The following is a 13,135-nucleotide window of genomic DNA, read 5'->3' as shown; positions in this document are numbered from 1 at the left end:
CATTTGATAACATTGTTAAGAATAAATAAATAATTGCAATTGGGGTTAATCATGACATACACACAAACTAACGATCCAACTATTCGCGAACATGTTCAAGCTTGGCAAAATTTAAATGTAGATCAACAACTTGCTTTGTTTTGGTTTATCTATAAAGAAATGGGTGGTTCAATTACTCCAGCCGCCCCTGGTGCCAGCACTGCTTCTCCAGAAATAGCTGAAGGTTTATTTAATCAAGTTAAGGAATTATCTCACGAACAACAATTACAAGTTCAGCGTGATTTGATTAATAAAGCGGATAGCGAAATTTCTCGTGAATATGGCTCTTTGGGTGATACTACAAAACTCCTGTTTTGGTATCGATTATCTCAAGGTATGGAAAATGCCACTATCATTCCTGTACCTGATGATTATCAACTTCCTTCCGAAGCTAAAGTGTTATTTGGCAAAATTCAAGGATTAGAGTTTGAACAGCAGATGACTCTTTTCCGTGATTATGTTTCGCCAATGGGTACTGAAGCAAAACAAGGTGCTGGAATTTAGTACTTTTGAACTTTTTAGATTGCTTGAGGCTATCTATTAAGTTATTTATACCCTTCTCTTAAAGCTTGCAAGATCCGCCAGTCGCTTAATATAAAGCTAAATTTTGATGACTGGCGTTTTTAGGAATTTTTAGTTGATTACTTCGAGATGTTTATGAATTCTCTAAACATCAATTTTTTACAACAAAGTGGATCAAAATTTCCGAATTTGGATATAGACGATCGCCTGATATTTATAGCGTTACTGTATACTGAAACTACTGATGCAATTCTAGCGATCGCTGCAATAATTAGCTGGGAAGATTGAGGCGTAGATAAATTTAAGTTGCTTCTAATAAGCTAGCAGAATTAACATCCAAAAACAATGTCGCTTGGGGTTGTTGACGGAGAATAGAAGCCGGACAGTCTGTGCTGATAGACCCTTGTAGCATCTGTTTTACCATATTCGCTTTACGTTTTTCTGGAGCAAGACAAATAATTTTTTTAGCTGAACAAATCGTTGCGATGGTGACAGTAAAAGCATACTGTGGGACAGCTTCTAGATTCGGAAAGTGACCTGTACTTACTTGTTGCTGACGGTTAACCATATCCAGTTTCACCAGTTTCACGCTGTAAGGATCTTGAAAATTTGCTACCCCTGGATCGTTAAAAGCCAAATGTCCATTTTCGCCAACACCAAGACAGCATAAGTCAATTGGTTGTGCTTGCAATAATTTAGTGTAGCGATCGCACTCTGCTACTGGTTGCGATGCATCACCTTCTATATAGTGAAATTGCTTAGGAACAACCCGCTTCTCTACACGTTCTCGCATATAACGCCGGAAACTGGCAGAATGGTCAGCAGTAATACCCAAATATTCATCTAGATGGAACATAATAATCCGTGACCAATCCACACCACCCAATGCAATCAAAGCATCGAGAAATTTGAGTTGGGAGTTACCTGTTGCTAACAATACAGCAGCTGTATCCTGTTGCTTGAGAACTTGCTGTAAATGCTTTTGCGCGATTTCGGCAACATCCTGGGCCATTTCGACTTCAGAGTTATAAATCTGCACTAGTAGATCATCAACGCGAAAAAATTTTGTAGCGGCTAGCATTTGCTTACACAGAAGGTTATCAATTATACGGCAGTTTTTTGAGAGGCTCTACCTGTCTGTTTTTACATCCTCTATCCAATATAGGTTTTAGGATTTAGCAGATTAATTTGTGACTTTTTGCCCTGTATTGACCAAAGAACAATCACTCAGAGTAAAAAACAATGTAAACTATTTAAATTAAGTTAACAATTATTTACATTTTACCAAAAAATCATGCTGGCTGCAATTCTCTTTGACCTAGACGGCACTATTGTCAACACTGACCCGATACACTACCGAGCTTGGCAGGAAATGCTGTTAAATTACAGCATAGAAATTGACGAAAAATTTTATAAATCCCGAATTAGTGGGGGGCTAAATCCAGAAATCGTTAAAAACATTCTGCCACAATTATCAGCAGCAGAAGGGCAAAAATTTGCAGACGAAAAAGAAGCGCTTTTCCGCAAACTCGCCCCGGATCTCAAACCACTAAATGGATTTTCTGAACTACTAGAATGGACAGAGACGCATCAATTAAAACGTGCCTTAGTAACTAATGCCCCTAGATTAAATGCAGAATTTATGCTAGAGGTTTTGGGGATAAAAGAAGCTTTCCATACAGTTGTTTTAGCTGATGATTGTATTGCAGGTAAACCTGACCCTGCACCCTACCAAGTTGCCCTGAATAAGTTGGGGATTACAGCAGAAGAAGCGATCGCTTTAGAAGACTCTCCCTCTGGTATTCGTTCAGCGGTGGGCGCAGATATCCGCACTATTGGTATAGCGTCCACCCACGAACCACAAGTTTTGCAGTCAGTCGGCGCATTTATGGCAATTCCAGATTTTACTGATTTGCAGTTGTGGACATTGCTGAACTCACTCATTCAGCAAGATTCAAGTGCGATCGCTTCATTAGTCAAGAGAACCCCATAGCTAGCGTGATGAGTAAGGTAGTTAACCTACTCTTCCCAGAATTGTGTAAAGTTATGTAAAATAATTGTCTTTACCTGATGTTATTAACCCTTCATGTGTGTGAAGGGTTTTAAAAGCTAAACTTTCAGTTACCCTGAATTGTAATGTGAATATTACAGGCTGATGCAAGTTAAGGCAGCCAATAATAGCGCCTGGATATTAATGATTTAATTATCAGGAGCAAAGCGCGATTCTCTTGTGGAGAGGCTGCGCGATCGCGTGCAGAATATTTACAGTATTGCCTAAAATTATGGATAATTCCCCAGTGGTCGCTCAACCAGATGCATCCTCACCAAATTACACTCAGGAAAATATACTTCTAGTGGAGTCAGCAGTTGGCTCGAATTCACCACCGAAGGAAAAGGTAGGAACTGACTTTGACTCTCGCATGATGCTGCGGTGTTTGGAACTTGCTCGCCGCGCTTTAGGGCGTACTTCGCCAAATCCTTTAGTGGGAGCGGTGATTGTCAAGGATGGTGAGATTGTCGGCGAAGGGTTTCATCCTCGTGCAGGTGAGCCTCATGCAGAAGTGTTTGCGTTGAGGGCAGCAGGTGCTGGCGCAGCCTCTCCCCAAGAGAATCGCGCTCGTGGTGCAACAATCTATGTCAGCCTCGAACCTTGCAATCACTACGGACGTACTCCCCCTTGTTCGGAAGGATTGATTCAAGCAGGAGTAGCAAAAGTAGTGGTGGGTATGGTTGATCCCAATCCACTGGTAGCTGGAGGTGGTATCGCCCGTTTACGTGCAGCGGGGATCGAAGTGTTGGTAGGAGTAGAAGAGTCAGCTTGTCGTCAGCTAAATGAAGCTTTTGTGCATCGCATTCTCTACAAGCGACCTTTGGGAATTTTAAAGTATGCCATGACTTTAGATGGCAAAATTGCTACTACCTCTGGTCATAGCGCTTGGGTAACTAGCCAAGATGCCCGCAGTGAAGTACATCAACTGCGGGCGGCTTGTGATGCCATAATTGTCGGCGGTAATACAGTTCGACAAGATAATCCTTATTTAACCAGCCATCAGCTAGGGGCACATAATCCCCTGCGAGTGGTGATGAGTCGCCATCTCAACTTACCGGAAAGTGCCCATCTGTGGCAAACTGCGGATGCTCCAACTTTGGTGTTGACACAGAAAGGTGCTAACCCCAATTTTCAAGAACTGTTGCGAAAACTTGGGGTGGAGGTGGTGGAATTAACATCACTTACACCGGATAAGGCAATGGCGTATTTATATGAACGGGGTTTTTGTAGCGTGTTGTGGGAGTGTGGTGGTACCTTAGCTGCTAGTGCGATCGCTCAAGGAGCAGTGCAAAAAGTTTTGGCATTTATTGCCCCGAAAATTATTGGTGGTAGTATTGCTCCCACACCAGTGGGCGATTTAGGTTTTACTACCATGACTGAGGCGTTGTCTTTAGAACGTGTTCGTTGGCGTGTAGTAGGCTCTGACTGCTTAGTGGAAGGCTATTTTCCTCAAAAAAACAATAGTCAACAGTAATAACACTTGACTATCAATCAATTCATCGTGATTTTGCTATCATGAACACTGACGTTCATGGGCAATATCACGTATAAGGGCTAGCCGAGATTGAATGTAGTGGCACAGAAAATCAGTTTCGTTAGAATCTAACAACACTTGCGTTTCGGTTTGTTTCACTAACCACTGCACCAAGCTTGCATCATCCAGTTGTAAGAGGAGCTTGGCTTGGGCGGTTTCAACCACTGACCAAAGCTGACGCATAATTGTAGGAGTCATCAGGCCTCAATTGAATAATTTAGCTTTGCTGTTTTCAGATTACACAATTTTGATCGCACTTTACAACATGAATGTAGAAGCTGAGATAAGTATTATTAAAAACTTAATAATGGTATTTATAACTTTATGAAGATTAAGAACTTGAAACTCAGTTTGAAAAGGGGTATGGGGCATGGGGCATAGGAAAGATAGATTTTCATGGGTTTAGTTGTAAAACCTAGAAAACAAATCTGCTAATTCTAAAAATTGGGTTTTTGTGCTTGAAAAGACTGAAATTGTCTTGATTGTAGCCCAACAAAACTAGTTTTGTAAGCACTATATTCAAGACTGAATCTGTCTTCTATGATACAAAAATCTAACTTTTGAGAATGATGTTTCTCAGGAAATTAACACCTTTTGGCTGTCGATGGACTCACAAAATTATGTAAATCTGCATCCCAAATGCTGATGTAAATAAAATCACATTCTTGGCGGATAATCTGACCTTTAACTGAGCCATTCTTAAAACTAAAATTATCAGAGTGGCGCTGTTGTACCTGTTTAAGTCCCTGCTTAATTTCTTCAGTGGCTTCCCCTCCTAACAATCCATTTAAGGTAGTCTCCATTACCTGCGGGTCTACCGATTGGGCAAAAGATACCTCAGTTTGACGCAGTACTTGAGAATTACTATCAAATAAGTAGCCAAGGTCAATTTTGTCTGGTACTAGTTTGTAAACCACAGCACGAGTCTTGCCCCATGAGCCTCTTAAATCTTTATTTCGTTTGCCGAGGGTAGCTTCTACGATGTTTCTTGCTGTACCTGTAGGGAATGCGGGAACGCTTTCTCTGCTGGTAGTGGCAGCTAATTTACTGCGCGGTTTGTTTTGTGGTGTGGAACGGACTTCTGGTGTGGGAACTGCGATATTCTCTGGTTCTGGCTGTGGTGTTGATACTGCTAGTGGTGCTGGAATATCTGAACTGACAGGCTGTTTTTCTGGCTGTCGTATGGGTACAACTGGGGGATTAGAGGTTGGCAAAGGATCAGGAATTACTCGCTGTCGTCGTCGTGATGTCGGTACAACTGGGACTGGAGAAGTTTGGGAAGAAACGGGCGGTTCGCTAGATGCAGGAGTCGGCAAAGATTCTGGCGATGGGGTGGGACTTGTGGCAATAGTTGTTTCTGGTTGTTGCTGACGAATGATGCTAGGAATTGCTACTGCCCCAATCAAGCCGCCTACCAGCAAACTACCAATAATCACAGCAGATTTTTGCCAGTTTCCAGGAGTGGAAGACCTTGCAATCGCAGAATTGTTTTGCGGAGAATATAATGGCTGGGTTTGTCGAGTCGATGTAGCAGTGGGAGAAAAACTGACTGTGGAAGTATTTGCAGCTAACTCAGGAGGTATATTACTAACTGATTGCAGGGCATATAGCATTTTACTGGCAGTGCTATAGCGATCGCCAGCATGAGGCTTAATTGCTTGATTCAGTACCAAAGCCAATTCGGAAGAGACATGAGAGGCGTGATCTTGCCAAAGTATTTCCCCAGTTTTGAGATCAGTTACTAGTTCTTGCGGGTGTTTACCAGTCAGCAGATAAATCGCCGTTAAACCTAAGCTGTAGATATCAGTGGCGTAAACTGGGCGGCCAACGGCTTGTTCGCTAGGCATATATCCAGGTGTACCAATGATGAGCGATCGCGTGGGGTATCCTGGAGAATTCACCAGAGAACGGATTGTTTCTTTGACTGCACCAAAATCAATCAAAACAGGCTTGCCATCAACAGAACGGAGAATGATGTTATCTGCCTTGATATCGCGGTGAATAATGCCTTTGCTGTGGACATAATCTAAAACTGATAGCAGACTCAAGAGAATTTGCCGAACAGCGGTTTCACTCTCAAATCCTTTGGCTTCGACAATTTTTGTCAGGGTTTGGCCCTGAATCCATTCTTGGACGAGGTAAAATTGCCCGTTTTCAGAAAAGTAGGCGTAGAGTTTGGGAATTTGATGACTGCTTTCACCCAAATACTCTAAAGTTGCTGCTTCCCGTTCAAACCGTTGTTGGATAAGTTGGTAGGTTTGCGAGTCATTATTGGTTATCGGTTTTAGTTGCTTAATTACACAGCGACGGCGAGAAGGCAGATGGACATCTTCTGCTAGAAAGGTTTCGCCAAACCCACCAGCGCCGATTACCTGGATAACTTGATAGCGATTGTTCAGCAGGGTTATTGTCATGAAAAATTATAACCGTAGACACCCAGTGCGGAGCCGGAAATTTCCTGTCTTCTCCAGGCTTGTCATCAGACATCGCCCTTTAAATGTACATCAGATGAGTTATGGAGATTGAATTGAGAACGCCAAAGAAGAGGAAAGGGAGCAGGGGGAGAACCCCATAAATAAATTTATTTGCTCTGAAGCAAGGATGCATTATTTCTTGTACTAGGCATCAGTCAGGGAGGCGGAGCCTCAAAATAGGCATTCCCAGTCGGAGACTGGGAACGAGGTAACAGTACTTACGCATTGAGAACCTGAAACCTCGATCCCCCCTAACCCCCCTTAAGAAGGGGGGATCTTAAAAGCCCCCTTTTTAAGGGGGTTGGGGGGATCTCTTATGCGTAAGTCTTAGTTAAGTTGACACCAATGGGCAATGCTGTGCCCCTACCAAGGTATTTGTATTATTATTCAAATGAAATGGTATGACTTCTAGAAAGTATCTTCCTCTATTTCTGACTCTTGTTTGCGGTGATATGTATTAAGTACAGTTTTGCCTAAAAGCGTAACGTTTTTAATACCAGGGAACGCATTGGCATTGTCAGCCGACGCATTGGCATTGTCAACCGACGCATTGGCATTGTCAACCGACGCATTGGCATTGTCAGCCGACGCATTGGCATTGTTAACCGACGCATTGGCATTGTCAACCGACGCATTGGCATTGCAGGGTATTGCCAAATTTAATTCGCTACGAATGAATGAAATGCTGTACTAAGTGAACTCTATAGTCTCAACAAACTCTAAAATACTCTCCTTGATGTCTTCGGCTTCTTCTTCAACAGAATCAGGAGTTTCGCCGTTAATAAAGCTGTGCTGACTACTAACTATATACAAAAATTCACCACTGATAAAGGTGAGCAGCCCCCGGTACGCATCTAATCTGATTGCAGTTCCATTATTTTCTTGCTTAGAAATCGTGGAACCGTTGGGCATATCGATTAAGACGTAGTAAGCGCCTCGCAAAGTATTTTCCAGATATTCGGTATACTCCACAGAAGCATCTGGTACATTGACAAAAATCGCTTGAGGTATATACTTGTCTACTAAAATTGTTTGTAAATATTCTTCTTGTCCTAAAGACTCCAATTCTTCTAACTGTTCCAGGGGGAAAGGATAATAATCGATTCTCAGCAAAGTACCGATATCATCAGAAAAGCCAACTACTCCTTCCTGACTTTGAATTCTACCGCCCTGCTGCGGATCAACCGGAATCGGCACGGTAAAATTACCTAAAGGGGATTCATAGCTCTGTTGACTAAAATCTTCGATGACTACCGTCTCATCTTCATCCTCTGCATATTCTTCATCTTCTGCTTCTTTAAAGGCTGCAATTACCTCCTTGATGATTTCCTCTGCTTCTTCATCCTCTAGTTCTAAGGCTGCTTGTAGCTTTTTGAGGTAAACTTGTTTCGATTTGGCGATCGCGAGTTCATCGTCTAAAAGCACTATTACCCCAGCTGCAAAACCATCCAACACTAATTCATCTGAGAGAGATACTTTAGCGACATTAAACAGGGGCCCAATTCCCTCCTCTTCTGCAATCGCTAGAAGTCTATCAACTATTTCGGCGATTTCATCTTCTGAGTATTCCTCGAAAACCTCGAATTCCCAGAGGATACCCGCTAAACTTTCTGCATCTACATCTTCAATCATTGAATCAGCGATCGCAGTCACAGTTGCGATCGCCGCCACCGCTTCCTCTGGACTTAGTGATTCCTCTGATGTCTTTGGTGAGTTAAAAACCTTGTCATATTTTGTCATAATTGCTACCTAAATTAATTCCTTGATAGTAATAACAGATTGAAAGTGACAATGGTCAGTTTACCAATGGAGCGAATCTTCTAGAGAAAAAGTTGGCTAATACGTGGTTTACTCAGTATTGCTCAGATGTAACGACACTGACAGCTAATCTGCCAGGAGTTGAGGTGTTCTAAAATCTGTTGTCGAATATACACTTAAACACGAGCTAGGCTCAATATTTACCCCAGGTCAACTTAACTAAATATTGTAAATTTTTGTAATCAATCAATTATCGTTAATACCTGCTATATTCCTCTAGCAGATGAATTATGTCTACCGATAGAATTATAAACTAGCTAGCGATAGATACCTACACCGTGGGCAGGATGTCAAAATACCGAAGTTTGTAGTGACACACAATACTTGAAATGTTGTACTGTTGGTTCTACAAGTGTCAGGAACCTCAGCCTTAAGGCATGAGGCTTGAAAGAGTAATCCTTCTTGCCGTTCTGACCAGACCACTCGGTAAAACGAGTAAACGTTATTTGAGTCACGATACCGGAGAATCCGTAGCTAGTTTTCCGCTCTATCGCTTGTGATTAAACAGTTCTAAGGTCACTGGAACAGTGTTGCAAGCCCAACAAGCTCTTATAACAGGTCGTTCGCGCTTGCGTCTCCCCTTGGGAGAAGCTAACATTACCCCGTAAGGGAGGCTCAATTGAGCAAAACATTATGCGTACAGAGTTGGGAGATTTGAAACGGTAATTGTCCCGTTCAAAGTACATTACAAAAGTACACCGAATTGAACAACTCCAAGGCGGTAATGGAAATATAAAGCCGTGCTAGAAGCACGGGGTTTCCAACCCATTTTTTTGATGAATTACATTAAATTTTGAGTTCTTTTATGGTACAAACCCCTCCATCTCAGTTTTCACCAGATCAATATAAAGTTGATTCTGCACAAGAAAAAGTAGACGCTATTATAGAAACACCACCAGAAGCTGAGATTGACCTAGAGTTTCTTTACACTAGAGATATTGAATTTCGTCAAGAAACCATTTACTTTCTTGTGGTCGATCGCTTTTATGATGGCGATGCAGATAACAGCGAAGGTGCAAACTCAGAATTGTACGATCCAACTAGAAAAGATTGGGGTAAGTACTGGGGTGGCGACTTGCAAGGTGTCATCGACAAATTAGATTATCTCAAAAACATGGGAGTGACAGCCCTTTGGCTAACTCCACTCTTCGAGCAGGTTGAAGAGTTATTTGTTGGAAATGCAGCGCTACATGGCTATTGGACAAAAGACTTTAAGCGGCTCAATCCTCGCTACATTGCTGATGGGGAAAATCCTTCTTTAAACGCTACGCAAGAAGAAAAAAATACGACCTTTGATCGCTTAATTACAGAACTGCACAAGCGCAATATGAAGCTGGTGCTAGATATTGTCTGCAACCATAGCAGCCCTGATACCAGCGGTAGTAAGGGTGAATTGTATAATGATGGAGTGAAAATTGCTGACTTCAATGATGATGTCAATAGTTGGTATCACCACTATGGCGAAGTGCAAAACTGGGAAGACGATTGGCAAGTTCAGAACTGTGAACTATCTGGTTTAGCAACCTTCAATGAAAACAATAGTGAATATCGTGAGTATATCAAGTCAGCCATTAAACAATGGCTAGATCGGGGTGTAGATGCACTGCGGGTGGATACTGTCAAGCACATGCCGATTTGGTTTTGGCAAGAATTCACTGGCGAGATGACCAATCACAAACCAGATGTATTCATTTTTGGTGAATGGATTTATAGTAATCCTACTGACGATCGCTCAGTGGAATTTGTTAACCACTCAGGCATGACACTTCTAGACTTTGGCTTGTGTGTGGCAATTCGAGCCGCACTAGGGCAAGGTTCAGAAATGGGATTCCAAACAATTCAATATATTTTCGATCAGGATTATCGCTACAACGGGGCAACAGAGTTAGTTACCTTCATCGATAATCATGATATGTGTCGCTTCCAATCGCTGAATCCCGATCCAGCGATGTTGAAGGTTGCGATCGCCTTAATTATGACATCTCGCGGTATTCCCTGCATTTACTACGGTACAGAACAATATCTGCATGACGACACCGACGGCGGTAACGACCCATATAACCGCCCGATGATGGAAAATTGGGATACTGAGAGTGAGATTTATCGCTGCATTCGGCTGCTGTCTGGCTTACGGCGACTGAATCCAGCCGTATCAATGGGTAGCCACTGGCAAAAATATCTCACCCCCGACATTTACTGTTATGTGCGTCGCTATCGTGACTCTTTGTGTTTTGTAGCTTTAAACCGGGGAGGAGAAGTTACTCTGCCAGAAGTAGAAACAGAATTGCCCGATGGGGAACATACCTGCGTGGTGACTCGCAACAAGTATGAGGTGAAAGACGGCAAGATTTATAACTTGCTACTAGAAGAACGGGGAGTGCTTGTTTTCAGTCACGTTGGCGAACGGATCAAAGCACAGACAATTGTCCGCGTCCAACTCAATGGCGTCGATACCAAACCCGGTGAAATCATTGTGGTGACAGGAGATTGCCCAGAGTTGGGTAACTGGGATATCAATAAAGCATATCCTTTAGAGTACATCAACTCAAATACCTGGTCTGCTGAGATTCCCTTTGATGAGAGTGTCGGTAAGCTGATTGCTTATAAATATGCTATGTGGCGAGAAGGGCGATCGCCTCTGCGTGAAAATCTCGTAAATCGCCGTTGGGTGATTGCGAAAGAAGGCATCGTTAAATGGCGTGATAGCTGGGCATCGGGAAGAGAATCTTAGAAATTTCAGATAAACATCGGACTTACGCATAAGAGATCCCCCAACCCCCGATAAATTGGGGGCTTTTTAGATCCCCCCTTTTTTAAGGGGGGTTAGGGGGGATCGAGGTTTCAGGTTTTGAGAACTCGTAGAGTAGCCCCTACACCTCTATGTATGCAATACTCTGATTCCTAAATGCTTCTTCTCAAATCACAAGCCTCAGATCCCCGACTTCTTAGAGAAGTCGGGGATCTCGTTGTTTAAGAATAATTAAGTAGAGCAATATATTTTAGTTTACAGTGATCTGGATCACACCATTTTGGGATTGAAGATAGATAATATCAAGCAGATAAACACTTAATAATTGTCAGAATGAGGAGCTAAAAGGCTCTACCTTTTACAGGAGAAAAGAATGCATGATACCTTTATGAACGCTAAACTCACCAGTTTTTAATTCTTACCAAATCATCTAAAAAAATGAGAATAAAGGTAAATGGTAATGCTCGAACTCTTACTAAAAAATGAATTAAGCGCTCCCAAAAAACTAAAATTTAAAAATGAAATTTTGGCACGGCTTCAAGATCGAAACCCACAACCTTTAAATGCCGAAATAAAATTTTATAAAACTGAATTACTTCCCTATTTTATCAAGTTGAGCCAACAAAATCCTATTTTCAGTGTTACAGAGCAATTAAGGCTTTTAGTGGGTGTTTGGACACCAATCTGGTCTACTATATCGTTCCATGAAAGTTTACCAAAAAGAATACAAGAGCAATCCTTCCAAATTTTCCAGCAAGATGGTTACTGTGCCAGTATAGCTCGCTACATACTGGGAAAAGAGTCGTCTTTATCCCAGAACTTTCAATCACAATTACCAGCTTATGATTTCATGGTAATCCAAAAATATGGAATTCAAAATGGTAAATGGTATCTTCAAAACATTGATAGATTTCAGGCTTTTAAAAATAGAGAAATTCCTCTAACTTTAGAATCAGTCTACAACTGGTTTAGTAATGTAGTTAATACTAAAGTCAAACTGAATGCATCAAAAGTGGCTTTGCCTAAAGCTCTCAACTCAGAAAATCTAGAGATAAATGATCCTAATGAATTTCAAAAAACATCCTTAGCAACTTCTCAAGTGTTTCAACATTTATATATAGATAATGACTGGCGACTTGTGAAAACTCAAGCAGATGCCTCACATCTACCTAGTTACACAATTGCTGTGAGGAGGCAATAATTGTTCACTAGCGAACAAGTTCTTAATCCGGAATTCCTGTAAGTTAGACTGCTGAAACTCACTAGGTAGGTATAATTAAATATAAAATAAAATCCTTGTTTTGAGCAATTCATCGCTGAAAACAAGGATTGTAAATCAATTAATTATTAAATTTTTTGTATAATAAAATACATATAAAAGTATTTATCTGTAAAGTGCATCTGTTTTGTTACTTATTGGGTTGGGCAATACGCATTTCGATATCTTCCAACGTTTGTAACAATAAACGAGTTGCCTGCAATTTCCAACCCCATTTCTGAATTCTGTAAGCTAATACAGTCCCAACTACAGACACTAACAAGCATACAGGTTGATTTAAAGAAATTCCCAATAACAAACCCAATCCAGCAATTCCCCAAAATGGTAAGGCTACTGCTTGTCTTTGTTCTTCCACAGCTTGGGTAATTATATTAGATTTCATCGTAGCGAGTAATGCCTCTTTGACTTGCTGCTGTTCTGTTACCGACACTGTTAAACCTATTTTACGGCGTAGTTTTTCCATTTTGCGGGCATCAGTGCTGTATTCAGTTAGCTCATCTTCTGCCATTTTCAGTAGTCGTTCTAGTTGCGCCATTGAGTATTAAATTCGATATTTTGATAAAGTCATTAAACCGAATAATTGTTAATTTTTATTGACTATAGCCTTATATATCGTCGCCAAATCTAAAACCAGGCGACAGAATAAAAAATCTAAAATTAAATATGGGAA

At 41.4% G+C, this 13,135-nt stretch carries 12 protein-coding genes; 6 read left to right on the top strand and 6 right to left on the bottom strand.

What is annotated here, in order from left to right; translation table 11 throughout:
* Positions 1-51 precede the first annotated feature (51 nt).
* Together V7K62_RS18630 and V7K62_RS18625 are read left to right on the top strand one after the other, a co-directional pair.
* Positions 52-543, top strand: a complete 492-nt coding sequence (locus V7K62_RS18630; protein WP_334866532.1) for an orange carotenoid protein N-terminal domain-containing protein — start codon at positions 52-54, stop codon at positions 541-543.
* 153 nt (positions 544-696) lie between these two features.
* Positions 697-849, top strand: coding sequence for a hypothetical protein (locus V7K62_RS18625; protein WP_334866530.1), 153 nt, complete (start codon positions 697-699; stop codon positions 847-849).
* Between the two features lie 13 nt (positions 850-862).
* Here the strand turns inward: V7K62_RS18625 and V7K62_RS18620 are convergent, their stop codons facing one another.
* Positions 863-1,642 carry a glucosamine-6-phosphate deaminase gene (locus tag V7K62_RS18620; protein ID WP_334866528.1) on the bottom strand — a complete coding sequence of 260 codons (780 nt, stop codon included), beginning with the start codon at positions 1,640-1,642 and terminating at the stop codon, positions 863-865.
* 213 nt (positions 1,643-1,855) lie between these two features.
* Between V7K62_RS18620 and V7K62_RS18615 the strand changes: the two genes are divergently transcribed.
* Positions 1,856-2,554: an HAD family hydrolase gene (locus V7K62_RS18615; RefSeq protein WP_334866526.1), complete on the top strand. Its 699-nt coding sequence runs from the start codon at positions 1,856-1,858 to the stop codon at positions 2,552-2,554.
* Between the two features lie 289 nt (positions 2,555-2,843).
* Positions 2,844-4,085 carry a bifunctional diaminohydroxyphosphoribosylaminopyrimidine deaminase/5-amino-6-(5-phosphoribosylamino)uracil reductase RibD gene (gene ribD, locus V7K62_RS18610; protein ID WP_334866524.1) on the top strand — a complete coding sequence of 414 codons (1,242 nt, stop codon included), beginning with the start codon at positions 2,844-2,846 and terminating at the stop codon, positions 4,083-4,085.
* Between the two features lie 39 nt (positions 4,086-4,124).
* Here the strand turns inward: ribD and V7K62_RS18605 are convergent, their stop codons facing one another.
* From V7K62_RS18605 to V7K62_RS18590, 4 genes are all read right to left on the bottom strand, one after another.
* Entirely contained in the window at positions 4,125-4,343 is a 219-nt protein-coding gene (locus V7K62_RS18605) for a hypothetical protein (protein ID WP_163937100.1), read from the bottom strand.
* A gap of 386 nt (positions 4,344-4,729) precedes the next feature.
* Positions 4,730-6,559 carry a protein kinase domain-containing protein gene (locus V7K62_RS18600; RefSeq protein WP_334866522.1) on the bottom strand — a complete coding sequence of 610 codons (1,830 nt, stop codon included), beginning with the start codon at positions 6,557-6,559 and terminating at the stop codon, positions 4,730-4,732.
* 468 nt (positions 6,560-7,027) lie between these two features.
* Positions 7,028-7,276: a hypothetical protein gene (locus tag V7K62_RS18595; RefSeq protein WP_334866520.1), complete on the bottom strand. Its 249-nt coding sequence runs from the start codon at positions 7,274-7,276 to the stop codon at positions 7,028-7,030.
* A 33-nt stretch (positions 7,277-7,309) separates the two neighbouring features.
* Positions 7,310-8,359 (bottom strand): hypothetical protein, encoded by a 1,050-nt coding sequence (locus V7K62_RS18590; RefSeq protein WP_334866518.1) that lies wholly within the window; start codon positions 8,357-8,359, stop codon positions 7,310-7,312.
* An 883-nt stretch (positions 8,360-9,242) separates the two neighbouring features.
* On the opposite strand from V7K62_RS18590, the gene V7K62_RS18585 reads away from it, so the two are divergent.
* Positions 9,243-11,168, top strand: a complete 1,926-nt coding sequence (locus V7K62_RS18585; RefSeq protein WP_334866516.1) for an alpha-amylase family glycosyl hydrolase — start codon at positions 9,243-9,245, stop codon at positions 11,166-11,168.
* Between the two features lie 472 nt (positions 11,169-11,640).
* Complete coding sequence (locus V7K62_RS18580; protein ID WP_334866513.1) at positions 11,641-12,387, top strand: hypothetical protein; 747 nt, start codon at positions 11,641-11,643, stop codon at positions 12,385-12,387.
* Positions 12,388-12,595: 208 nt separating this feature from the next.
* Here the strand turns inward: V7K62_RS18580 and V7K62_RS18575 are convergent, their stop codons facing one another.
* On the bottom strand, positions 12,596-13,000 hold the full coding sequence (locus V7K62_RS18575) for a hypothetical protein (RefSeq protein WP_334866511.1): 405 nt from the start codon (positions 12,998-13,000) through the stop codon (positions 12,596-12,598).
* Between the last annotated feature and the right edge of the window lie 135 nt (positions 13,001-13,135).

It is taken from the genome of Nostoc sp. (assembly GCF_036917935.1).
In the GTDB taxonomy this organism is placed as follows: Bacteria; Cyanobacteriota; Cyanobacteriia; order Cyanobacteriales; family Nostocaceae; genus Nostoc.
This window is presented reverse-complemented; position numbering and strand designations above follow the sequence as displayed.